We start from the raw sequence: 22,165 nt of genomic DNA, 5'->3' as shown, positions 1-22,165 counted from the left end.
TCTTGTACCGGGCGCAGGAACAGGTGCCGGCCAACGACGCCGGCAGCCAGCCCACCAGGCTGCGAATGAATCGCATTCCGGCGTGAACCTCCCCGCCCCTCGTCTCCGACCAATGTCAAGGAAACAGCATCGGCCGCCGCAAGGGGATCGCTTGTCGAAGGGGCTCGTTAGGCTCATGGAGCAGCGCAAATATACCTCGGACAGCCAGTCTGGCGCGCCTCCGGCCTGGATCTATCGTGCGCCTGCACACGCTCCGGAGCGGCGCGCCAAAATGCTGGAGCACATGGCGCGCGCCAGATCGGTCCTGCAGCCTCAGGCCGCGCGGGCCCAGGCCGAGATGGCGGGATCATCGCGCGCAAGCGGCTGGGACATTCTCCGCGACGCCTACGGCTACGCCGTCCTGTCTGGCATCATCGCGCTCATTTTCCGTTCGCCCGTCCCTCTTTACATCGGGGCGTTCATCTTCCTGACCGATGGCGAACGCATCGAGAGCGCGCTCGCAACGATCGGGATCCGGCTCGAGCCCGACGCGATCGGCCCCCGGATCATCAAGGGCTTCGTCTCCCTGTTCGGATGGTTCGCGCTGCTCGTGTCGTTGCGAGGCTTCGTCCCGATCTGGCTCGCGCCATGGATGCCTCCGGCAGAGCCATCCTGGTCATTCATCGCAGGGGTTGCACTGGCTTTCGCCATCATCGAAACCATCGCGACGCTCGCGGTGCGGACCGCTCTTCCGTGGTTCGGATGGGAGATCAGGTCGGACGGCCTGGGCTCACCGCCGTTCAGGTCAAGCGAGCAAGGCCGCGTCAAATGTCCGTAAGCCGCCACTCTCGCAATGACGTGGTTGTGAATGCACTCACCCGATAAACGGGACGTCTTGCTGCCTTCTCCGGGACATTACTGACCCGGTCATTTACCGGAAATTTACCCCTGCTTCGGAGTGCCAGTATCACTTGCTTAGAATTTGACTGCTACCGTGAAATTACGGAAACAATCCGAAACACAATCTGGCAGCCAATGTCCGTCGCAGAGTTCCTCAGGCAGCGTGCAGTGGAAGTGAACGTGACGGGCAGCTATTCGCTCCACCGCTGGTACGATTGCGAGGGCAGGCTGCGCCAATTCGCTTGTCGTACCAAGCGCGTGTCGCCGTTCCGCATGATCGTTGACGTGCCGGTCGTCGGCAAGATCGGCGAGCGCGTGACCTCGTATTTCCAGGACTTCGGCGAATTCCAGTGCACCATCAGCGCCACGTTGAAATCCGGCTTTCTGATGGAGCTCGACATGACGCGAGCGCGCCGCGCCTGGATGTCGGAGAAGCTGACCTGGCTCGAGAAAAAGCAGAAAGACGACAGCATCAAAGAGCTGCGGCGCGACGCCCGCTTCGTTCCGCAAGCATCCCACACCATCATGACGCTCGCCGACGGCAGCATCCATTCCTGCTTTATCATCGATGTCTCCACGGCCGGCGTCGCGATCTCCTGCGAATATGACCCACCGCTAGGAACCCCACTTGCGGTCGGCGCATGTGTCGGACGCGTCATCCGCAAGTTCGACAACGGCTTTGCCGTGAAGTTCGCCGAGAAGCAGGAGCGGGACGACCTCGTCCGCCTGGTCGTGCGCCAGGCAGTGCCGCAGCCGGCCTGACGCCGGCTCAATCTTAACTCTTTCTTAACTAAAGGCTGGAGGTAGGGCCTCCTGCGCGATAGGGTGTGTGCCGGTACGTCCGCAATCATTGCGGGCCTGAGTATTGGAAGTCCCGGAATGTCCATCGCAGATGCCGAGCTGACCCCGGCAGAAATCGTCCAGAGCACCGCCACCGCGGCCAAGCCGCAGCTTCCGCCAGGCGTGATCACCGAAGGCCCGCTCGTTCGGGCCAAGCTGCGCGAGAGCTACCTCCTCCTTGGCATTCTCTATGTCGGCGCTGCCGCTGGCATCATCTGGGCCGTCACGCAGGGCGTCGGCAAGGTCGAGCTGTTTACATTCGCTTGGATGTTCGCACTGACCACGTTCGGCATCGGTGCCGGAATGCATCGCCTGTTCGTCCATCGCAGCTTTCGCACCGGCCCGATCATGCGCGTCTTCTTCTGTGCCATCGCACAGATGGCGATCCAGGGCTCGATCGCCAAATGGGTCGCCAATCACCGCCGCCACCACCTCTACGCCGACGATGTCGGCGACCCGCACAGCCCGCAGTTCGATGGCTTCGGCAATCGCTACGTCAGTGCGCTCAAGGGCTTCCTGCACGCGCAAGGCAGCTGGGTGTTCGACCAGGCGACCACGGACAACGAATATTACGCCAAGGACATCCTCGCCGATCCCATAGCGATGTTCTTCGTTCGCACGCGCTGGGTCTGGTACGGCATGTCTGCCGTCTTCATCCCCGCCGTGGTCGGCTACACCTTCGGTGGCGTGCACACCATGATCGGCTGCGTACTGTTCTCCGGCCTGCTCCGCGCCTATCTGCTGATCCTCACCAGCCAGCTCACCGGCTCGGTCTGCCACGCTTACGGCTATCGCCGCTTCGAGGTCGACGACGCCTCGACCAACGAGTTCGTGACGACGATCCTCACCTTCGGCGAGGGTCTGCACAACAACCATCACCGCTTCCCGCGGGACGCCTATATCTCGCACGCCTGGTGGGAGATCGATCTCAATGGCCTGATCATTCTGGGCATGGAGAAAATCGGTCTCGTCCACGACGTCTTCCACGCCTCGCACCGTCAACTGGAGCTGGCGTCCGAGGCGGAGGCGGCTTCGACGACGGGCTGAACCGACAGGCGACGGCCGCGTTGCGGCCGTCTTGCTTCCGCATCGCTGCCCTAACGCGGCCCCATTGCGGGATCAGCTTTTGACGGTCTGGGCCTTACGCCAAGATGTCATTTGCAGACTTGCGATCGGGGGACCGAATGGCAGTCGAGAGGATCATAGTCGATAAGGTCACCTGGGATAGGGTTGGCCGGGTTACCGAGCCAGGGCGCTACATGTACACGTTCGGCTGGCTGACGATCACGGCCGGCGATCTGGATATCTGGAAGCAATATCCGCAGGCCGCGTTCACGCTTCTCACCCACCATTCCGAGCCGGACGAGAGCACGAGCGAGGAATTTCATCTCGGATCCTTCGACGTCGCGCCCGAGGCACCGCCGCCCTTCACCACCCATTGAGCCCGGGAAAGCCCGCCACGGCAAATCTGCCAGGGCCGGCGATTCCGGCACGCACAAGCAACATTTTGCGTAGGGCCCGACTGCGCGTTACGCACGCGACCTCTGGAACGCATGGCATGCGCGTTGCTTGATCAGCGCCATGATATACATCCCTCCCGCCGACCAGGCCTTCCTGCTGCTGCTCATCGTCTCTTGCCTCGGCACCTGCCTCATTCGCGCCCTCTGGGAGCTGGAGCAGGTGCGAGCCCACCGGGCTGCGTCGCGCCCCCGCGGGGGTACGATGAAGCGTGATTAGGCCGCTCGAACCGCCTCGACAGCGTCCGGAGGGAGGTAATCCCGGCGCTGGACTCGCCGCTCGCACACGTGCGTCATCAATCGAAGAAACTGACCTACTGCCTTGATCTGACGCATCAATTGCGATCCCGCGACGTTGCGCAAGCGTTGCCGTTGACGACGAAATGGCTCTGTCATGCGGTTGATTGTCCTCGTATTCTGCGCTGTCGGGTCTTGATGAACGCCAGCTGTCCGAATTGTTAAGCAACGGGACAGCGAACGCATGACAGATGGTCGCATCGGGAAACCGTGGATAAGCGGACCAACGGAACCTATCTTCGGCGTCAATGTACCTGATCGAAGCGTTGCCCACCGTCATCGGAACAGCCGCCATCGCCCCGGCGCTGCTGATGCTGTGGCTCGTCATTGCCGCCGAGGAGCGCCCTGGACCGCCCGCCCAGGTCTGGACCGCCTTCCTGCTCGGTGCTGCCAGCATTTCGCTGCTGGGTCTCGCCCGGGCCCCTTTCGTCAAGATGGTCGCAGCGCCCGACAATCCCTGGGCCGCGCTCGCCATGCACTCGGTCTTCGGCGTCGCGCTGCCGGAGGAGGCGGTCAAGGTGATCGCGATCGTGCTGGTCTCCTCGACCAAGCGGCGAACCTTCGCCAATCCGATGGACACGGTGGTTTATGGCGCCGCCGTCGGCCTCGGCTTCGCGGCGTATGAGAACCTGGCTTACCTCGTGCAGCATGCCGACATGTGGCGGTCGCTTGCGGCCCTGCGCAGCGTGCTGACCGTACCCTTCCACGGCGCGCTTGGCATCATCGCCGGCGCCTACCTCACGATCGCGCGCGCCGGCACGGCGCTGGGTGCGAACCGCCATCACCGCGACTGGGCCCGTCTCTCCAGCCGGCTGCTGATCTTCGCCGGCCCGCTGGCGCTGCATTCGGCCTTCGATTTTCCCCTGCTCACGCTCCAGCGCATGCCGGATCTCGATCCCAACTTGCGGATGTGGCTGGGCGGCGCGAGCCTGCTGGTCGGCTTCAGCTCGATCGCCTTTGCTATGCGCCTGGTGCGCCGCGTTGCGCGCCACCACGCGCCCCGCACCGACATCGCGCGGGAGCGGCTCAGCCAGCTGCGGCGGATGTGGGCGCTGTGGCTCGCCGGTGGCGGCGTCGGCTTCCTCGGCCTCGCCTTCGTGCTGACCTCGATCCATCACTGGCTCATCAATCCCGAGCGCAATCTGACGCTGGCGCTGATCCCGATCGGTCTTACCTCGATCCTGCTTGGCCTTGCGCTGCTGGTCGTTACGACCGCGATTTACGTGCTCGGCCGCAACCGCATCCGCACAACTGGTGATGGTTTTTCGTCCGCGCACGGCGGCGGTTGATCCACCGCATGGCAAGCCTGGCGTGCGCGTACTAGAGTGAGCGCACATCTTTTCGATCTGGAGCTTGCCGATGACATCGCCCGAGGAATTTTCACGACTGCAATCAGCGATGAGTCAGACGGTGAAGGCGCATTGGAAGGCCTTTCTGTGCGAAGGCATCTTGCTCGCCGTGCTCGGCATTGGCGCGCTGATCCTGCCGCCACTCGCAAGCCTCGCCATCACGATCTTTCTCGGCTGGATGTTCCTGATCAGCGGCATCGGCGGATTGATCGTGACCTATTGGGCCCGCGCCACGCCGGGCTTCTGGTGGTCGCTGATCTCGGCAGCACTGGCCGTGCTCGCCGGCATGTTGCTGCTGGCGCGTCCGATGCAGGCCGTGCTGACGCTGACGATCGTGCTCGGCGCCTATTTCCTTGCCGAGGGCGTCACGACCATCATGTACGCGCTGGAGCACCGTCGTGAGCTGAGCGGCCGCTGGTCGTGGCTCCTGGTCTCGGGCCTCGTCGACATCGCGATTGCGTTCATGGTGATCACGGGACTGCCGAGCTCGGCGGAATGGGCCATCGGCGTGCTCGTCGGTATCAACCTTTTGTTCGGTGGTGCGACCCTGATCGGCATGGCCTTGGCGGCACGCAAAAGCAACACCTGAGGGGTCTCGTTGCGTACCGAGCCGGTTTGGGGGTGACAAGCCGCCAACGGCACGCTATATGGCCTCCCATGATCACCGTCGCCACCAGCTATTTTTGGTACTTTAGCTACGACAGCTCGCTGGCGGCAGGGGGATCGCGCTCAATCTAGAATATTGAAGCAAACGTCCGAACAGCCGCCAGACCTGGCGGCTTTTTTATTGGCCGGCAGATTCTGAAACAAACAGGAGCCCGCCGTGCTGAGCACGACTGACGATCTTCGTATCCGCGAACTGAAAGAGCTGAGCACGCCCGAGGACGTGATGCGGGAGGTCCCGCGCACCCTCACGGCGACCCGCGTGGTGATGGCAGCGCGCAACGCCATCCACGCCATCCTCAATGGCCAGGACGACCGGCTTCTGGTCGTCGTCGGCCCCTGCTCGGTCCATGATCCCAAGGCGGCGCTCGAGTATGCCGAGCACCTCGCCGCCCTGCGCGAGGAGCTTGCCGACCAGCTTGAGATCGTGATGCGGGTCTATTTCGAGAAGCCGCGCACCACGGTGGGCTGGAAGGGCCTGATCAACGATCCGGATCTCGACGGCAGCTTCGACATCAACAAGGGCCTGCGGCTCGCACGCAATGTGCTGTCGGCCGTGAACAATCTCGGCCTACCCGCCGGCACCGAATTCCTCGACATGACGACACCGCAATACATCGCCGACCTCGTGTCCTGGGCTGCAATCGGCGCCCGCACGACCGAAAGCCAGATCCATCGCGAGCTGGCCTCGGGGCTGTCCTGCCCGGTCGGCTTCAAGAACGGCACCGACGGCAATGTGCGGATCGCGGCGGACGCGGTGAAGTCGGCCTCGCATCCGCATCATTTTATGGCGGTGACCAAGCTCGGCCGCTCTGCGATCGCCTCGACTGCGGGCAATGAGGACTGCCACATCATCCTGCGCGGCGGAACCAAGCCGAATTACGACGCGGCGAGCGTCGCTGCGGCCTGCAACGACCTGGCGAAGTCCGGCGTCGCCCCGCTGGTGATGGTGGATGCGAGCCACGCCAATTCGAGCAAGAAGCCGGAGAACCAACCACTGGTCATGGCCGACATCGCCGGTCAGATCTCGGGCGGCGAGAACCGCATCATGGGCGTGATGATCGAGAGCAATCTCGTCGCCGGCCGCCAGGACGTGGTGACGGGCAAACCGCTCGTGTACGGCCAAAGCATCACCGACGGATGCATCGATTGGGCGACGACGGTAAAGGCGCTCGAGCAGCTCGCTGATGCGGTCGAGATCCGCCGCAATAGCGCGCGCGCCGGACTGCACGAGCGCTCTGCGTAATCGGGGCCGAAGGCGGGCGGGGCGATGCTGTTCGCGCCCTGCCCGTCGCCCTCGTCAACAGCCTCGGCAGATGCTCTTGATCTTCTTGTCGAGCGCCTGATTTTCCTTGCTCAGGGGATCGTTGGGATCGCTTAGATTTTTCTCGTTCGGCACGTCGCCAACTTTCGGCTGACGATGACCGATCGGCGCGAGCGGCGTCGAGCCGGACGTGGCCCCGCCCGATGTCGATCCCTTGGTGCCGGTCTGCGCGACGGCCACGCCGCCAAACAAGGCCAGCAGCGCTAGTGCCACGATGACGCTCTTCATCTTTCCGCTCCGTTTCCCAAAGCAACGTCTCGCATCCAAACCGCTCAGGTCTCTGGTGGATACAGATGAACGTCGCCGCAATAGTCGACGATACGATAGCGCGTTTCCGTCACCGTATCACCCGCATGAGCTGCGGTATTTGGCGCCGCCAACACATAATTCGGCCCGACCGGCGATTTGCCGGCGCCGCCGGGAATGTCGATGACATAGTCAGGCTGACACAGCCCTGACACCCGCCCGCGCAACTGCCGCATCAACTCCTGTCCGTGCGCCAGCGTCGTGCGCAGATGCGCAGTGCCCGGCGCGAGATCGCCATGATGCAGGTAATAGGGCTTGATCCGGCATTCGACGAAAGCCCGCATCAAATCCGACAGGGCGGCGACGTTGTCATTGACGCCGCGCAAAAGCACGGACTGGCTGACCATGGGAATTCCAGCATCGACCAGCCGCGCGCAGGCGGCGCGGGCCGGCCCCGTCAGCTCGCGCGCATGGTTGGCATGTAGTGCCACCCAGGTGGTTGCACCCTCGACCTGCAGCGCCGCGACCATCTCGTCGCTGATGCGCGCGGGATCGGCCACGGGCACCCGGGTGTGAAGGCGGACGATCTTGACGTGATCGATGCCGGCGAGATCAGCCATGATCTCGCTCATCCGGCGCGGCGACAGCATCAGCGGATCGCCGCCGGTCAGGATCACCTCCCATATCTCGCTATGCGCGCGGATGTAGTCGATCGCGGCAAGATAGGCGCTATCCGAGAGTGCGTTCTCCTTGCCGGGACCGACCATCTCGCGGCGGAAGCAGAAGCGGCAATAGACCGCGCAGACGTGAACGAGCTTGAACAGCACCCGATCGGGATAGCGATGCACGATGCCGGTGACAGGCGAATGCGGGTGATCGCCGATCGGATCGGCGCTTTCGCCCGGCTGCATCTGGAGCTCCGCGGCAGTCGGAACGAACTGGCGGGCGATGGGATCGTCAGGATCCGAGGTATCGATCAGCTGGGCCAGCGCCGGCGTGATCGCAACCGCATAGCGGGCCGCGACGCGTTCTAGCGTGGGCAGAGCGGTGGCAGGCGCGAGGTCCGCGGCGACAAGTTCGGCCGGCTCACGCAATGTTCGTGCAAGATTGGTCTTTGTCATCTCTCGTCCGCAGGCGGTGTCCACACCACCTGATCAATCCGCGTTGCGCCGCTTGCCAGCATCACGAGCCGATCGAAACCGAGCGCGACACCGCTCGCCTCCGGCATTGCGGCAACCGCGGCCAGAAAATCCTCATCCAGCGGATAGGCCTCGCCGTAGCGGCGCTGCTTCTCTGCCATCGACTCCGTGAAGCGCTTACGCTGTTCCCCGGCGTCGGTGAGTTCGCCAAAGCCGTTGGCGAGTTCGACGCCGCAGGCATAGACCTCGAACCGCTCGGCGACCCGCGGGTCGTCTGTCTTCACTCGCGCCAGCGCCGCCTCCGGAGATGGGTATTCGAACAGAATGGTCAAACGCCCCTGCCCCAGATGCGGCTCGACATGCTCGACCAGGACCTTGCTGAAGATGTCCGACCAGGTGTCGTCCTCGGCAACCCGGACCTTGCCGGCGGCCGCTTCGGCGAGCGCGGCACGGTTACCCTCGTTGTCCGAGATTGTCGACAGCAGGTCGACCCCGGCGAAGCGCTCGAAGGCGCCTGCGACGGTCAGCAGCTCTGGCTCGGCGAACGGGTCCGCGGTCCGGCCCCGGAACGCGAAAGTCCCAATCCCGGTTGCCTGCGCGGCCGTGGCGATGACGACCACCGTATCGGCCATGATGGCGTCATAGGGTGCGCTGGCCCTGTACCATTCCAGCATGGTGAATTCGGGCAAGTGCAGGTCGCCGCGCTCGCGGTCGCGGAACACCCGGGCGAACTCGAATATCCGCTCTTCGCCGGCCGCCAGCAGCTTCTTGCAGGCGAATTCGGGCGAGGTCCGCAGGTAACGGCTGGCTCGGCTGCCGTCGTGCCGGATGATCTCGGTCCGGGGAGCGTGCAAATGGGTCTCGTTGCCCGGAGAGACCTGAAGGACCGAGGTTTCGACCTCGACGAAGCCCTGTTCGGCGAAAAAGCCCCTGACGGCTCCGATGATGGCCCCCCTGGCCTGGAGGAACGGCCGCCGGTCGAGGTGCCGCGACGGGCTCCAGAACGGCGAAATCGGCTTGTCCCCAGCCATTAACCGGTCGCCCCTTGGGCCAGCAAAATGCTGGCATTCAACGACAAAATGCGTATGTTGCGGCCCGAAACGGGCGCCGAGGTCTGATTTGAGGCCCCAAGTCCCCCATCGATTTGACCACGTCCTGGCCTGAGCCGGGCCAAGCAAGCAGGAAATATAGCTTTGAGAGTCATCGCCAGTTCTATTCGCAAGGGCAACGTGATCGAGCAAGACGGCAAGCTTTATGTCGTCGTGAGCGCCGAGAACATCCATCCCGGCAAGGGCACGCCGGTCAGCCAGATCGAAATGCGCCGAATCTCGGACGGGGTAAAGATCTCGGAGCGCTACAAGACCACCGACCAGGTCGAAAAGGCCACGATCGAAGAGCGCAACTTCACCTTCCTGTATGAAGATGGCGACGGCTTCCACTTCATGAACCCCGAGACCTACGACCAGGTGCAGGTCTCCAAGGACGTCGTCGGCGATGCCGCCGCCTATCTTCAGCCCGACATGACCGTCAAGCTGTCGACCCACGACGTCAACGTGGTTTCGCTCGCTCTGCCGCAGCGCGTGACGCTGGAAGTCGTCGAGACCGAGCCGGTGACCAAAGGCCAGACCGCCTCGTCGTCCTACAAGCCGGCGGTGCTCTCCAACGGTATCCGCACCACTGTGCCGCCGCACATCTCGGTCGGCACCCGCATCGTGGTGATGACCGAAGACGGCTCCTATTCCGAGCGCGCCAAGGACTAAGCCGAGGGATCGAGGAATCAGGACAGGTGCCGCCGGGGGGCGAGACTGTGGCTAGGAAGGGTTTCCGCTTCGTCTCGCTTCTTCTGGCGTCGCTTTCGCTCCTCCTTGCATCTCCGATTGCCGCGGACGAATTCCGCAGCCCCTCACTCACGGCCCTGCGCGTCGACTGGCGCGCAGCGCTCGACCAGCTCCGCACCGAGATCAGCAGCCGCCCACAGGTCGCGGGCGATTTCATCTTCGTGCCGCGCCGTTCGGTGCCGCGTTTCGACCCACGCGGGATGCCGGCGCTGGTGCAGCTCAACGCGGTCTCCTCGCAGTTTTTCACCGGCATTGCCCGCAGCTCCGTTCCCGTGCTGCTGCCGTTCGATGCCGCCGCCTATCTCGACGCGCAACGCAGCGGCGCGCCGTCCACGCTCTCGCTGTCGCGTCACCAGGCTGATTTCAATCCCGTCGACATGTTTGACGCGGGTCCAGCCGGATACAGCGCGATGTTCTCTCTTGAGCCTGGCGCCGGCGACGGCATGCCGTCGCGCACCTTCACAAAACCGGTCGAGGTACAGATCACCGGTTCTGCGCTCGTCTACGACATCGCCGATCCCGCCGGCGGCAAGGGCGAACCGGTCAAGCCGCTCGCGGCGATCTATCCGGACCTGCGCAAGTTCATCCGCGAAGGCTATGTCCGCTACGCTTTCACGCGTTTTGGCGTCGCCTATGTGGTATCGATCCAGTGCCTTGACAGCGTCGCAAAGCCGCGACGCCTTGCCTGCAAGGAAGCTTATCCCGTCGCCGAGCGTTTCCTGAGAGCGCTGCACGTCGCCGGCGGCCAGCGCATGCGGCCTCTGATGGACGTTGCCTCCGATCTTACCGATCGTCCCGCCCAGCGGTCGGCGGATTTCAGCTACCGGCCGAGCGGAGACATCATTCCGAACACCGGTTATCGCAAGCAGGGTGGCCATCCCGACGCGATGGCGTACGCGCAAATCCGCTTTCCGCTCGAAAAAGCGCCCGCCTTCGTGCATTCGCAATCCTACGCGAAGCGCGATAATGATGGCCCGACAGCCTATCCCTGGCGCGACAATTTCTGCGAGTCCCGCAGCTTCGAAGTCTGGCAATGCGGCGGCGGCTACGGCCATCAGGGCGAGGACATCCGCGCCGCCGAATGCCCCTCGCCCGCTGACGGTCGCGAACCCTGCGATCCCAAGCAACGCAGTGTCGTTGCGGTGCGCGACGCCATGGTGATCCGCGCCTCCAAGGACCAGGCGGCGACGCTCGAGGTCAACAGCCGGACCGAACACATCCGCTTCCGCTACATGCACATGAACCCGCTGGCGATGAATGCCGACGGGGTCCTCAACGGCCGCATCGTCACCGAAGGCGAGAAGATCGGCGTGATCTCGAACTACCTCGATCATCCTGCGGGCACGTCAATGCATCTGCATTTCGACGTTCAAGTGTTCACCCGCGACGGCTGGATCTGGGTCAGCCCCTACGTCACGCTGGTTTCGGCCTATGAGCGCCTGATCCGCGCCCGCGGCCACGAGATCGGCACGGAGATCGCCGGCAACCCGCAGCCGGGTGCGCATACGCTGCCCGAGGATGTGGTGAAGCCCGATCTGCGCGAGGGATCGAGCAGCGAAGAGAACTAAGGCTGCGCACGCCGCCGACGCCGCTCGCCAAGGCCTGTGACACGGCGATGATGGCCCGGCGGGCTCGGCAAAGCCTGGCCCGGCCAATTCCTGCGTGACCCGACCTTCTGGCCCCAGAATTGCTTGGCTGCCGCAGCCAACAGGATGAAGGGAAGCTCATGCGTTATCTCACCACAGCGGCCATGCTCGCCGCCGCGCTCGCCATGCCGGCGCGCGCGGACGAATTGAGCGGCACGCTCAAGAAGATCAAGGACACCGGCGCGATCACGCTTGGGATCCGCGATAGTGCGGTGCCGTTCAGCTACATTGACGACAAGCAGAAGATCGTCGGTTACGCCGTCGACATCTGCATGAAGATCGTCGACGAGATCAAGAGCGAGCTCAAGCTGGACAAGCTCGAGGTCAACGAGAGCATCGTCACCTCATCCACACGCATCCCACTGATGGCGAACGGCACGGTTGATCTCGAATGCGGCTCCACCACCAACAACGCCGACCGCCAGAAGCAGGTGTGGTTCACCAACACGCATTTCCTCACGGCGAGCCGTTTCGTGTCCAAGAAGGCGCTGAAACTTGATCAGGTCGATGATCTCAAGGGCAAGGCTGTTGTCTCCGTCGCGGGCACGACAAACATCAACCAGCTCACCAAGGCCAATCTGGCCCGCTCGCTCGGCATCACGGTCATGAGTGCCAAGGATGTCCCCGAGGCATTCCTGATGGTTGAGACCGACCGCGCCGCGGCATTCGTCATGGACGATATCCAGCTTGCCGCGATGATCGCGTCGTCGAAAGACCCTTCGCTCTACGCCATCAGCAACGGCGCATTCTCCGATCCGGAGCCCTATGGCATCATGCTGCGCAAGGATGACGTGCCGTTCAAGACAGTGGTCGATCGGGCAACTTCAAAACTCTACCAGAGCCCCGAGATCCAGAAGATCTACGACAAATGGTTCATGGAGCCGGTCCCGCCGCGCGGCCTGAACTTCCACGTCCCGATGCCGGCATCGCTGAAGAAGTCGTTCGAGAATCCGTCGGACAATCCCGACCCTGCGTCCTACGGGGGCTGATATGGTTTGAGATATGGCCGGATCGAGCTACCGCTCGATCCGGCTTATGCGTCACTCGATATAGGTCGTCAGTTGCGCGCCCTCATCCGCCACGAACACGGCGATCAGTTCGGCAGGCTCCGTGGTACTGGCATTGGCCGAGACCAGATGCGTTGCGCCCGGCGGTTCGAAGAAAGATTGGCCAACGCCGAATGTCTCGACCGGTCCACCGCCGAGCTGGGAGCGGATCTCTCCCTTGGTGATATAGGCGGTCACCGAACCCGCATGGCGATGCGGCCGCGAAAATCCGCCCGGACCGTAGAACACGCGCACAATGGTCACGCGCTTACCTGGCACGTTGGGTAGCGCATAGGAGCCAATCGGCTCGACTTTGTCGAGCGGTGAGCTCTCGGCAGCGGTCGCGCAAAGCGGCGCCAGCGCGCCTGAGACGGTGTCGAACGTCACAGGCAACGCTCTGCCGATCGCGACTGCGCAAGCAAACCCGCCGACAAGAGCCAAGATTATCGATCGCTGATGACGCGGCGCGGCCGCCAAGCTCATAGCTGTCATGGTCATTTCCCCTCGTGATCAGGACGCCGTTGCCGGCCGCTTCGGCGGCGTCCAGCGAAACGCTGCACCATACCGATTCCAAACGTTGATCGAGGCTATCGCCGAGGTCAGATACATCAGCTCGGCCTCGGAGAATTCGCGCTGCACCTCGTCATAAACCTCGTCGCCGAAGCCGTCCGGCAGCTGGGTCAGTGCCTCGGCCCATGCCAGCGCTGCGCGCTCACGCGCCGAATAAATTGGAGCTTCGCGCCACACCGCGACGAGATGAAGCTTGTCGGCGGGAATCCCAAGCCGCTCCGAGAGGAGGACGTGATGCTGGACGCAGAAGGCGCAGCCGTTGATCTGCGAGGCGCGCAGCTTGACCAGCTCGAGCAGTTGCTTGTCGAGGCCGGCCTTGGCCGCGACCTGACCGAGCGCCAGCACCAGATCATACGCATCGGGCGTGATGCGCTTGAAATCCTCGTATTCGCTGCGGGCGTGTGACATTGCAATCAACCTCGTGATATTGTAAGACTACTTATATCTTATAAGAGTTCTTATATTATGCGCAAGTCAGCCAGTATCACGAAATCGAAAGCGGAGCAGAGGGTGTCCACGGAGGCAGCCCCAGCACATGTCCCCGCTCCCGGCGAAGGCAAACGTGGCGAGCAAGGCTATCTCGGATACCTCCTGCGCCAGGCACACGCCGCGGTTCGGCTGAAGATGGAACGTACGCTGGCTGATCTCGGCGTAACCTCGCCGCAATTCGCCGTGCTGACGATGCTGAATGCCTATCCGGGCCTGTCGGGCGCCGACGTCGCCCGCCTCACCTTCCTGACACCGCAAACAGTCGGCGTGATCATCCGCAACCTCGAGCGCGACGGTGCGATCGTGATGACCCGCCATCCCGTCCATGGGCGCATCCAGCAGTGGACTCTGACACCGCGCGGCACAACGCTGCTGAAGGCCTGCCGGGAACGTGTGATTGATTTGGAGAAACGTTTGGCCGGTGGCCTCGACGCCAAGGCGGAGGCAAGCATTCGCCGCTGGCTCGCCAACGTCGCCACGGAGTTGCAGGAGGACTAGGCTAGGGCGAAGCGAGCCTAGTCGCCGCCTCCTCCGTCTCCACCGCCGTCGCAACCGCCGAAATCCGGCAAGTCGCCGCCGGCGGCGCCGTCACCCTGAATGCCCCGACCGAAATTCTCGGCGATGATCATCAGGATCACGACAAAGAGCCCGGCGCCGAACGGCCAGGGATTGGCTCGGATGATGTCTAACAGCTCGCGCATGCCGGCATCATGCCAGACAGAGGCCAACCGAGCGTAAAGCGACGCGCTTAAAATCTGAGATATCTGACCTGGCGCAGGTGCGACCTACCCACCCTTCAATACTTTCTTAACTTCGCCGTCGGGCCAGCCTTTGCCTGCCGTAATCACGCGGACGCGGCTTTGGTCCGCACCATTGATCAGGACGTGCGAACACACCCGGTCGCCAATCGGCTCCAGGTGCAAATCCGTTTCAGGTTTCCAGCTCAGCGTCGCTGCGAGATCACCGGGGAAAATCTGCCAGCATGATCCGTCGTCGAGCTCGACGACATGGCTTTCCGCATGCGTGCGTATCTTCATTCCACCCCGAATCTTGTCGATGAAAGCGGGCCCCAGCGCCTCCGCCAGGGCCCTGTCGCGTCAATCGTTGTCGTGATGGATCACGGTTTTGCTGCGGTTGCCGAATTCATCTTCCTTCTTGATGACAGTGGTGCGATCGGCAGGCGCACGCTCCTTGATGACGGTGGTCCGATCGCGATCGCGGTCGCGATACTCATGCGACTCGCCGACCGTCACGCCGGCACCGACCGGACCGACGTGAACACCGACCTCATCCGCGAACGCAGGGGCCGCGATAGCCGTGACTATGGCAGCCGCAAAGAGATATTTCCTCATCTTGTCCTCCTCCAATGTCGTACGGAGGGAATGCGGGAGTGCGACACTTTGTTCCTGGGAACGTGACGTTGAAAACCTGTTCCCACTTGTTCCAGGAACCGCCCACAAGAGCCGTGTTTCCCGATACAATGGTCGTATGAAACACGCTGATTCCTCGGCCAATCGCATCACCCGCCGTGCCCTGCTTGGCGCAGCCGCTTCGCTGGCAATTCCAACGGAATTACTCGCATCGCCTCCCGGCTTCGACGAATGGCGCGAGGCGTTTCGCGCACGCGCCATGGCGAAAGGTATTTCGGCTGCGACCTGGCAGCGCGCCATGGCGCGGGTCGAGCCCGACATGAGCGTGTTCAAGCAGATGCGCAACCAGCCCGAATTTCACGAGCAGGTCTGGCAATACATCAACCGCCGCGTCTCCGACTGGCGCATCATCAACGGCAAGATTGCGCTCAAGAACAACGAGGCGCTGTTCGCGCGCATCGAGCGTGATTTCGGTGTCGAGCGCGGCACGCTACTGGCGCTGTGGGGCGTGGAATCTGCTTACGGCGATCCGCTCGTGCAGCAGAACCACATGACGCCGGTGTTTCCCTCGCTCGCCGCGCTCGCCTGGAACGAACCGCGCCGCAAGGCCTATTGGGAGGCCGAACTGATCAACGCGCTCCGCATCGTCGACAAGGGCTGGAGCACGCCTGAGGAGATGCAGGGCTCCTGGGCCGGCGCGATGGGGAATTCGCAATGGATGCCGGAGGTGTGGCTCAATGTCGGCATCGACTATGACGGCGACGGCAAGGTCTCTCCGTTCGGCAAGCCCGACGACGCGCTGGGGTCGACGGCGAAATATCTGGTCAATCGCGGCAAATGGCGCCGCGGCGAGCATTGGGGCTATGAGGTGCGCGCGGCCAGCGAGATGAACGGCGGACGCACCTATGCGGCATGGCAGGCGGCCGGCGTAACCCGCGCCGACGGCCAACCGTTCCCGCAACCGAACGCATCCGCGCAGATGTGGACGCCGGTTGCGGGCGGACCGACATTCCTGCTGGGGCCGAATTTCTATTCGGTGAAGAGCTACAACCCCTCGATGAACTACGCGCTGGCGATCTGCCATCTCGGCGACCGCTGCCTCGGCGCGCCGCCCTTCATTCAGCCCTTCCCCGGCTCCGAGCGCATCTTGACGCTCGCCGAGGTGCAGGAGATGCAGACGCGGCTGACCAAGGCCGGTTTCGATACCGGCGGCACTGACGGCCGCGTCGGCAACGACACGATGAAAGCCATTAAGGATTTTCAGCAGCGCGCCGGCATCACGCCCGCCGATGGCTATGGCGGGCTAAAGGTGCTGGCGAAGCTGCGGCAGGGATCGTAAGCAGCCTCAGTGCCGGTATTGCGGCTCTTCCGCGTCGAGCTGGCGGCGGATCGCGGCGAGATGCAGCCGCGCCGATTCGGAATCGCCCTCTCGCATCTGCTTGTATGTTGCGGCAGCGACCGCGGGATCGACCGGCAGCACCTTGCGTCCCGTCGACATCGCCAGCACCTGCACTTCAGCCGCGCGTTCGAGGTAGTAGAGATCGTCCCACGCTTCCGCGATCGTCGGCGCCAGCACCATCACGCCGTGATGCTTCATGAAGACGATGTCGGCATCGCCCACGGCCGATGCAATGCGCGCGCCTTCGCTAACGTCGAGGGCGAGGCCATTGTAGTCGCGGTCCACCGCGGTGCGTCCGTAGAACTTCAGCGCTGTTTGCCCGGCCCAGATCAGCGGATCGCCCTCGGTCATCGACAACGCGGTCGCATAGGGCATGTGGGTGTGGAAGGCGACCTTGGCGCGCGGCAGGCGCTTGTGCATCTCGGCATGGATGTAGAACGCGGTCGCTTCAGGCTCGCCCTCACCGTCGAGCACATGGCCGTGGAAGTCGCAGATCAGGAGTTTTGAGGCCGTCAGCTCGCGGAAGGCGTAGCCGTAGGGGTTGACCAGGAACAGGTCGTCATGGCCGGGCACGACGGCCGAGAAGTGGTTGCAAATGCCCTCCTCAAAGCCGTTGCGCGCGGCCATGCGGAAGCAGGCGGCGAGATCCTCGCGCGCGGTACGGATCGCATCGGTGGCGAGGTCCGGCCGGTTCGAGCGGACGGGCGCGGATGAGGAGGCGTGAAGGCTGTGCGCCATGGCGAAGGAGACCTCTTTCGGGCAGGAAACATCCGCGTTCTACAGGGCCGACGCCCGTGCGTCAGCCCCTCACGGCGCCACCCTGCCCTGCGTGTCTCACGCCCGCCGCGGCACCCCACCGGCATTCATGCCGCCATCGATGACGAGCTCAGTGCCGGTGACGTAGCGCGAGGCATCCGACGCCAGATACAGCACGCCGGAGGCAATCTCCGCGGCCTGACCTGCGCGGCCGAGCGGCGTTGCGACTTTTGCGCGCTCTTCGGGATCAATCGGCGCGTTCTGACCGGCGCCGGTCGCCCCGGTCGGGATCTTGCCCCAGATCGGCGTGTCGATGATCCCAGGGTGGACCGAATTGACGCGGATGCCGTCGCCCGCCGCCGCGCACTCCATCGCAATCGATTTGGCAAAAAGCCGCACGCCGCCCTTGGTCGCCGAATAGGCCGACAGCCCGGGCGCACCGCGCAGGCCCGCGAGCGAGGACATCATCACGATCGAGCCGCCGCCATGCTTGCGCATCAGCGGCAGGCAATGCTTCACCGAGAGAAACACGCCATCGAGGTTGATCGCGTTCTGCTTGCGCCAGTCAGAGAGCGTCATGTCGGTGATCGAAGGCACGGCGATGCCGATGCCGGCATTGGAGACCATGATGTCGAGCCGGCCGTGACGCTTCGCGATGTCCGCCACGATCTCGATCCAGCGCTCCTCGCTGGTGACGTCCTGCTCCAGGAAAATCGCCTTGCCACCAGCCTTTGTCACGCGCGTCGCGAGTTCGGGCCCGCGCAGCTCGTCGATGTCAGTGATGACGACAGTTGCGCCTTCGCGCGCAAATAGCTCGACGATGGCCTCGCCAATACCGGACGCGCCGCCCGTCACTAGCGCAACCTTGCCCTCAACCTGCCCTGCCATGTTCACTCCCTTTCTTTGTTGTTTGTTTGAGGCCGTCTCATCTAATCACGGATGGCCCCTGGTCCGGTAGTGCGGCGTCGATGACGCGAAACTGCACGCGCTCGGCGCCCTGATAACGATCGACCGACAAGGATCCCGCAACATGCAGTTGCTGGCCGCGATTGGCGAGCAACGCATTGCCGAGCTTCTGGCCGACCGAGCGGAACGCGATGCCATTGACGATCGAGCCGTCCCCCGATTTGAAGCGCAGCCGCAGATGCGCCTGTCCGACCTCATCGGCGAAGACCAGCTGATGCGCCGGCAGCGCCAGCACCGGCTCCGGATTGCCACTGCCAAAGGGTCCTGCACGATTGAGCGTGCTCGCAAGCTCCGGCGTCACCGCGCGCGCCGAGATCGCGCCGTCGATGTAGAGCTCGTTGACATGACGCGCCTCGGCGACGTCCTGCGCCAGCGCGTTCTCCAAATAGGCGCGGAATTCGGCGAGCTTCTCTTTCCGCAGCGTCACGCCCGCGGCCATTGCGTGGCCGCCGCCTTTCAGCAGAATGCCGTCGGCCACAGCCTGCCGCACCGCCTTGCCGAGATCGACGCCGGCGATCGAGCGGCCCGAACCGGTGCCGATGCCGCCGGGCTCGAGCGCAATCGCAAAAGCCGGCCGCGAGAACTTCTCCTTCAGCCGCGAGGCAACAAGGCCCACCACGCCGGGATGCCAGCCTTCGGACGCGGTGACGATGACGCCGAGCTTGTCCTCGAGGCCAATCGACGCCAGCGCCTCGGCTTCGGCCTGCGCTTCGGCGGCCTGTTCGATGACGCGGCGTTCGCTGTTGAGGCGGTCGAGCTCGGCGGCGATCCGTGCGGCCTCGACGCTGTCGCCTTCCAGCAAGAGCCGTACGCCAAGATCGGCGCGGCCGATCCGGCCACCGGCGTTGACGCGCGGCCCCAGCATGAAGCCGAGATGCCAGGCCTCCGGCGGGCCGTTGAGCCGCGCTACGTCCATCAGCGCGGTATGGCCGACATGGTCGCGCCGCCGCATCGCGATCAGGCCCTTGGCGACGAAGGCGCGGTTCAAACCAATCAGCGGCGCGACATCGGCGACGGTGCCGAGTGCGACGTGATGCAGCATGCCGAGCAGGTCGGGCTCCGGCATCTCCGCAGACCAGAAGCCGCGCTGCCGAAGTTCTCTGTTAACCGCGACCAGCGTCACCAGTACGAGGCCGACGGCGGCGAGATGGCCAAGGCCCGAGAGATCGTCGAGCCGATTCGGATTGACCAGCGCGTCGACCTCTGGAAGTACATCGCCGGCCTGGTGGTGGTCGATCACCACGACCGACATGCCGAGCCGCTTGGCTTCGGCGAGAGGCTCGATGCTGGTGGTACCGCAATCGACGGTGACGAGCAGCGTCGCGCCCTTGGCGGCGAGCCCTCGGACAGCTTCGACGTTGGGGCCATAGCCTTCAAAAATGCGGTCGGGAATGTGGATCAGCGGATCGAGCCCGCAATGGCGCAGGTGCCAGGCGAGCAGCGCCGCCGACGTCGCGCCGTCGACGTCGTAGTCGCCGAAGATCGCAACGGTCTCACCCTTCACGGCCGCATCTGCAATCCGTTTTGAGGCGGCCTCCATCTCCGTCACCGTGAACGGATCCGGCATGAGCTTGCGGATGGTCGGATCGAGGAAATCAGGCACCGCGTCGATATCGACGCCGCGACCGGCCAGGACCCGCGCCAGCAATTCCGGCAGCTGGTGACGCTGCACGATGGCGAGCGCCGTGGCGGCGCCGCGCGCATCCAACCGGGTGCGCCAGAGCTTGTCGGTGAACGAGCGCGCCACGCCCAGGAAGGCCTGGGGCATCTCGACGGGCAAGGCGGTGGCGGGCGGCGTCATGATTCGGGGTTCAAGTCGTCAGGGATACGCAACGGCGCGGCGGCCGCATCGGGCCTGCAGAATTGACCGGGAATCTTCGGCCGATTGCAACGTCAGCGGCCCACAAAGCGGTGGATTGCCGAATTACTCAGCGGGTTGACTACCATTTGAGCAGCCGCGCGGACAGCAAATTAAGTGGGCGTTAGCGCGAATCTTCGAAAATTACACTTATTCGATCTGGGTGATTTGTAGTTCCGGGTTCATTGCAGATCACGCCTCATTGCCAAGGAACGCCCCGATGTCTGCTGCGCTGGGTCTGAAAGCCAAGCCTGTCACCACCGAACCCGCCGACGACGATTCCGACATTTCCGCGCTGATCAATCGGCTGACCGCGGAGGTCAACCAGATCGCGGTCGACAAGACCAAGTCGATCCAGCAGATCACCAACCAGATGAAGATGCTGGCGCTGAACGCGCTGATCGAAAGCTCGCGCGCCGGCGCACAGGGCGCGGGCTTCGCTGTGGTGGCGCAGGAGGTACGCGGGGTCGGCCAACAGGTCGAGACCATCGCACGCGAGCTCGAGACCCAGCTGACCAAACGAACCGGCGATCTTGTCGCCTCGATCGAGCGCATGAGCCAGCGCTCGCGCGGCGAGCGCATGATGGACCTGTCCCTGAACGCGATCGAGCTGATCGACCGCAACCTCTATGAGCGCACCTGCGACGTGCGCTGGTGGGCGACTGACTCCGCCGTGGTCGATTGCGCCGCCTCCCCCGCTCCGGCCGCGGTCAGCTACGCCTCGCAGCGCCTCGGCGTCATTCTCGGTGCCTACACCGTCTATCTCGACCTCTGGCTCTGCGACCTAGACGGCAACGTCATCGCCAATGGTCGCGCCGACCGCTTTCCTGTCGTCGGCCAGAACGTCGCTCACACCAAATGGTTTCGCGAGGCAAAGACCTTGCGCTCCGGTGACGACTATGTCGCCGGCGACGTCGAGAACCAGCCGCTGCTCGGCAACGCCCAGGTCGCGACCTATTGCGCCAGCGTCCGCGCCGGCGGTCAGGCCAACGGCGCGCCGATCGGCGTGCTCGCCATCCATTTCGACTGGGAGCCGCAGGCACGCGCGATCGTGCAAGGCGTCCGCGTCGGCGACAGCGACAAGGCGCGCGTGCTGCTGGTCGACTCGAACTTTCGCGTGATCGCCGCGTCCGACGGCCAGGGCATCCTCAGCGAACGCATCTCACTGTCGCTCAACGGACAGCGCTCCGGCTTCTACCAGGACCGCTCAGGTGCAATGATCGCCTTCCATGCGACGCCGGGCTACGAGACCTATCGCGGGCTCGGCTGGTATGGCGTGATCGTCTGCGCGGCCTGACGCTGCACTTTCCCCAAACCGTAAAACAACCCCATGCACAGTAGCGAGCAGGTTGCTTTCATGGATGATTTTCGTTCGCCACTGGAAGAGTCGGTCAACGTCGTTTGACACGTCGGGCAAAACACCGGCATGATCCGATGATGGCGTCTTTCGCGATTGAGGCCGTTTGCCTCCGATGACCAAGCCACCGCTTTCAGACCCCATCGCCCGCGCCACATCCGACAGCACCGGCTGCGCACCACGCGACGGCTTTGCCGATCTCGTGCCGGAGCTCAGCGTCTCGAACATTCAAGCCAGCCTGTCGTTCTGGCGCAACCTGCTCGGGTTCGACATTGCCTATGACCGTCCGAATGCCGGATTTGTGTATCTTGTCAGGGGACGATTGCAGATGATGCTGTGCGAATTGAACGGCCGTTGGGAAACGGCGGAGATGCACCGTCCCTTCGGGCGCGGCATCAATTTCCAGATGGTCGTCGATCGCATCGATCCGATCCTGCGAGCCCTCGACCTGGCAAATTGGCCGCTTTACGAACCGCCGAATGAGGCCTGGTATCGCGTCGGCGAGCAGGAGGTCGGGCAGCGCGAGTTTCTCGTGCAGGATCCCGATGGCTATTTGATCCGCCTCGTGGAGCGGCTGGGAACACGCGCGCCTTCGCAAATTCAGGAGGGCTAGGCT

Annotated in this window: 25 protein-coding genes; 14 read left to right on the top strand and 11 right to left on the bottom strand. The window is 63.7% G+C overall.

Annotation, left to right across the window (positions count from 1 at the left end; genetic code table 11):
* Positions 1 to 175: 175 nt before the first annotated feature.
* The 7 genes from M2427_RS14570 to M2427_RS14540 all read left to right on the top strand — a co-directional run bounded on the left by M2427_RS14570 (position 176) and on the right by M2427_RS14540 (position 6,791).
* Positions 176 to 817 (top strand): hypothetical protein, encoded by a 642-nt coding sequence (locus M2427_RS14570; protein WP_280707047.1) that lies wholly within the window; start codon positions 176 to 178, stop codon positions 815 to 817.
* 197 nt (positions 818 to 1,014) lie between these two features.
* The gene (locus M2427_RS14565; RefSeq protein WP_280707046.1) at positions 1,015 to 1,641 is read left to right on the top strand and encodes a PilZ domain-containing protein; all 627 of its coding nucleotides are present in this window, start codon (positions 1,015 to 1,017) and stop codon (positions 1,639 to 1,641) included.
* Positions 1,642 to 1,758: 117 nt separating this feature from the next.
* Positions 1,759 to 2,766: an acyl-CoA desaturase gene (locus M2427_RS14560; RefSeq protein ID WP_280707045.1), complete on the top strand. Its 1,008-nt coding sequence runs from the start codon at positions 1,759 to 1,761 to the stop codon at positions 2,764 to 2,766.
* A 137-nt stretch (positions 2,767 to 2,903) separates the two neighbouring features.
* Positions 2,904 to 3,161, top strand: coding sequence for a hypothetical protein (locus M2427_RS14555; RefSeq protein WP_280707044.1), 258 nt, complete (start codon positions 2,904 to 2,906; stop codon positions 3,159 to 3,161).
* A gap of 620 nt (positions 3,162 to 3,781) precedes the next feature.
* On the top strand, positions 3,782 to 4,822 hold the full coding sequence (locus M2427_RS14550) for a PrsW family glutamic-type intramembrane protease (protein ID WP_280707042.1): 1,041 nt from the start codon (positions 3,782 to 3,784) through the stop codon (positions 4,820 to 4,822).
* Between the two features lie 70 nt (positions 4,823 to 4,892).
* Entirely contained in the window at positions 4,893 to 5,471 is a 579-nt protein-coding gene (locus tag M2427_RS14545; protein ID WP_280707040.1) for an HdeD family acid-resistance protein, read from the top strand.
* Between the two features lie 234 nt (positions 5,472 to 5,705).
* Entirely contained in the window at positions 5,706 to 6,791 is a 1,086-nt protein-coding gene (locus tag M2427_RS14540) for a 3-deoxy-7-phosphoheptulonate synthase (RefSeq protein WP_280707039.1), read from the top strand.
* A 54-nt stretch (positions 6,792 to 6,845) separates the two neighbouring features.
* Here the strand turns inward: M2427_RS14540 and M2427_RS14535 are convergent, their stop codons facing one another.
* From M2427_RS14535 to epmA, 3 genes are read right to left on the bottom strand one after another with little or no spacing between them, the layout of a single operon-like run.
* Positions 6,846 to 7,097 (bottom strand): hypothetical protein, encoded by a 252-nt coding sequence (locus M2427_RS14535; RefSeq protein WP_280707038.1) that lies wholly within the window; start codon positions 7,095 to 7,097, stop codon positions 6,846 to 6,848.
* 44 nt (positions 7,098 to 7,141) lie between these two features.
* The gene (locus tag M2427_RS14530; protein ID WP_280707037.1) at positions 7,142 to 8,236 is read right to left on the bottom strand and encodes a lysine-2,3-aminomutase-like protein; all 1,095 of its coding nucleotides are present in this window, start codon (positions 8,234 to 8,236) and stop codon (positions 7,142 to 7,144) included.
* The gene (gene epmA / locus M2427_RS14525) at positions 8,233 to 9,285 is read right to left on the bottom strand and encodes an EF-P lysine aminoacylase EpmA (protein WP_280707036.1); all 1,053 of its coding nucleotides are present in this window, start codon (positions 9,283 to 9,285) and stop codon (positions 8,233 to 8,235) included. The genes M2427_RS14530 and epmA overlap by 4 nt, the downstream gene beginning before the upstream one ends.
* Before the next feature lie 162 nt (positions 9,286 to 9,447).
* Between epmA and efp the strand changes: the two genes are divergently transcribed.
* The 3 genes from efp (at position 9,448) to M2427_RS14510 (ending at position 12,727) form a co-directional block, all read left to right on the top strand.
* On the top strand, positions 9,448 to 10,014 hold the full coding sequence (gene efp, locus M2427_RS14520; RefSeq protein ID WP_195798251.1) for an elongation factor P: 567 nt from the start codon (positions 9,448 to 9,450) through the stop codon (positions 10,012 to 10,014).
* A 26-nt stretch (positions 10,015 to 10,040) separates the two neighbouring features.
* Positions 10,041 to 11,660, top strand: a complete 1,620-nt coding sequence (locus M2427_RS14515; RefSeq protein ID WP_280707035.1) for a M23 family peptidase — start codon at positions 10,041 to 10,043, stop codon at positions 11,658 to 11,660.
* Between the two features lie 158 nt (positions 11,661 to 11,818).
* The gene (locus tag M2427_RS14510; protein ID WP_280707033.1) at positions 11,819 to 12,727 is read left to right on the top strand and encodes an amino acid ABC transporter substrate-binding protein; all 909 of its coding nucleotides are present in this window, start codon (positions 11,819 to 11,821) and stop codon (positions 12,725 to 12,727) included.
* A 51-nt stretch (positions 12,728 to 12,778) separates the two neighbouring features.
* Here the strand turns inward: M2427_RS14510 and M2427_RS14505 are convergent, their stop codons facing one another.
* A complete protein-coding gene (locus tag M2427_RS14505) occupies positions 12,779 to 13,276 on the bottom strand; it encodes a cupin domain-containing protein (protein WP_280707032.1) in 498 nt (165 codons plus the stop codon).
* Positions 13,277 to 13,294: 18 nt separating this feature from the next.
* Entirely contained in the window at positions 13,295 to 13,762 is a 468-nt protein-coding gene (locus M2427_RS14500) for a carboxymuconolactone decarboxylase family protein (RefSeq protein WP_280707031.1), read from the bottom strand.
* Positions 13,763 to 13,816: 54 nt separating this feature from the next.
* On the opposite strand from M2427_RS14500, the gene M2427_RS14495 reads away from it, so the two are divergent.
* Positions 13,817 to 14,341 carry a MarR family winged helix-turn-helix transcriptional regulator gene (locus M2427_RS14495; RefSeq protein WP_280707167.1) on the top strand — a complete coding sequence of 175 codons (525 nt, stop codon included), beginning with the start codon at positions 13,817 to 13,819 and terminating at the stop codon, positions 14,339 to 14,341.
* A 17-nt stretch (positions 14,342 to 14,358) separates the two neighbouring features.
* On the opposite strand, the gene M2427_RS14490 is transcribed toward M2427_RS14495, so the two are convergent.
* The 3 genes from M2427_RS14490 to M2427_RS14480 all read right to left on the bottom strand — a co-directional run bounded on the left by M2427_RS14490 (position 14,359) and on the right by M2427_RS14480 (position 15,195).
* On the bottom strand, positions 14,359 to 14,544 hold the full coding sequence (locus M2427_RS14490; protein ID WP_280707030.1) for a hypothetical protein: 186 nt from the start codon (positions 14,542 to 14,544) through the stop codon (positions 14,359 to 14,361).
* Between the two features lie 84 nt (positions 14,545 to 14,628).
* The gene (locus M2427_RS14485; protein ID WP_280707029.1) at positions 14,629 to 14,880 is read right to left on the bottom strand and encodes a hypothetical protein; all 252 of its coding nucleotides are present in this window, start codon (positions 14,878 to 14,880) and stop codon (positions 14,629 to 14,631) included.
* A 60-nt stretch (positions 14,881 to 14,940) separates the two neighbouring features.
* Positions 14,941 to 15,195, bottom strand: a complete 255-nt coding sequence (locus M2427_RS14480; RefSeq protein ID WP_280707028.1) for a hypothetical protein — start codon at positions 15,193 to 15,195, stop codon at positions 14,941 to 14,943.
* A gap of 136 nt (positions 15,196 to 15,331) precedes the next feature.
* Between M2427_RS14480 and M2427_RS14475 the strand changes: the two genes are divergently transcribed.
* On the top strand, positions 15,332 to 16,552 hold the full coding sequence (locus M2427_RS14475; protein WP_280707027.1) for a lytic murein transglycosylase: 1,221 nt from the start codon (positions 15,332 to 15,334) through the stop codon (positions 16,550 to 16,552).
* Positions 16,553 to 16,558: 6 nt separating this feature from the next.
* Here M2427_RS14475 and M2427_RS14470 read toward each other — a convergent pair whose 3' ends face one another.
* The 3 genes from M2427_RS14470 to recJ all read right to left on the bottom strand — a co-directional run bounded on the left by M2427_RS14470 (position 16,559) and on the right by recJ (position 20,135).
* Positions 16,559 to 17,350 (bottom strand): aldolase, encoded by a 792-nt coding sequence (locus tag M2427_RS14470; protein ID WP_280707026.1) that lies wholly within the window; start codon positions 17,348 to 17,350, stop codon positions 16,559 to 16,561.
* A gap of 96 nt (positions 17,351 to 17,446) precedes the next feature.
* Positions 17,447 to 18,256 (bottom strand): glucose 1-dehydrogenase, encoded by an 810-nt coding sequence (locus M2427_RS14465; protein WP_280707025.1) that lies wholly within the window; start codon positions 18,254 to 18,256, stop codon positions 17,447 to 17,449.
* Between the two features lie 37 nt (positions 18,257 to 18,293).
* Positions 18,294 to 20,135: a single-stranded-DNA-specific exonuclease RecJ gene (gene recJ, locus M2427_RS14460; protein WP_280707024.1), complete on the bottom strand. Its 1,842-nt coding sequence runs from the start codon at positions 20,133 to 20,135 to the stop codon at positions 18,294 to 18,296.
* Positions 20,136 to 20,412: 277 nt separating this feature from the next.
* Here recJ and M2427_RS14455 point away from each other — a divergent pair, with 277 nt between their 5' ends.
* The gene (locus M2427_RS14455; protein ID WP_280707023.1) at positions 20,413 to 21,489 is read left to right on the top strand and encodes a methyl-accepting chemotaxis protein; all 1,077 of its coding nucleotides are present in this window, start codon (positions 20,413 to 20,415) and stop codon (positions 21,487 to 21,489) included.
* A 175-nt stretch (positions 21,490 to 21,664) separates the two neighbouring features.
* Positions 21,665 to 22,162: a VOC family protein gene (locus tag M2427_RS14450; RefSeq protein ID WP_280707022.1), complete on the top strand. Its 498-nt coding sequence runs from the start codon at positions 21,665 to 21,667 to the stop codon at positions 22,160 to 22,162.
* Positions 22,163 to 22,165: the final 3 nt, after the last annotated feature.

Source organism: Bradyrhizobium sp. BR13661, from assembly GCF_029892425.1.
Classification (GTDB): Bacteria; Pseudomonadota; Alphaproteobacteria; order Rhizobiales; family Xanthobacteraceae; genus Bradyrhizobium.
Note: the sequence above shows the minus strand (reverse complement) of the source record. Positions and strands in the feature narration are given on the sequence as shown.